This window comes from Turicibacter sp. GALT-G1 (genome assembly GCF_025594995.1).
Classification (GTDB): domain Bacteria; phylum Bacillota_I; class Bacilli_A; order MOL361; family Turicibacteraceae; genus Turicibacter; species Turicibacter bilis.
The window spans coordinates 1-381 of sequence record NZ_JAMQUS010000119.1 but is presented as its reverse complement, the minus strand read 5'-3'; the positions used below and the strand labels follow the sequence as shown (position 1 = coordinate 381).

Annotated in this window: 1 protein-coding gene; it reads right to left on the bottom strand. The window is 42.5% G+C overall.

Annotated elements, in window-relative coordinates; genetic code table 11:
* Window positions 1-381: IS66 family transposase (locus NEH74_RS13495; protein WP_262941475.1), on the bottom strand; the 381-nt coding region annotated here is incomplete at both ends.

The following is a 381-nucleotide window of genomic DNA, read 5'->3' as shown; positions in this document are numbered from 1 at the left end:
CCCCTGATAAGCTTGTTGAAAATAAGTAATTTTTCCGTCCAATAACCACGGTTTTGATGGCACGTTCGGCACGATTATTCGATGCTTCTAATCGTCCATCTTTCAAAAATGCCATCAGTTCTTTCTTTTGATTTAAAACATAGTGAACCGCAGTTTGTAACTTACCTTTCATGGGAATGAAGCTCCCTAGAAAGTCATAAAAAGCCTCAATCACTGGCTTGACCTGTAACTGACGTTGCTCATAACGTTCCTCAGGGGATAACCCTTGAAGGGCTCGTTCAATCTTAAAAATTTGGTTACAGTAGTCAATGGCTTGTTTAGCTTTTCCATTCTTCCCCGGCACATCCTTGAACTTGCGACGGGCATGCGCCCAACATCCCA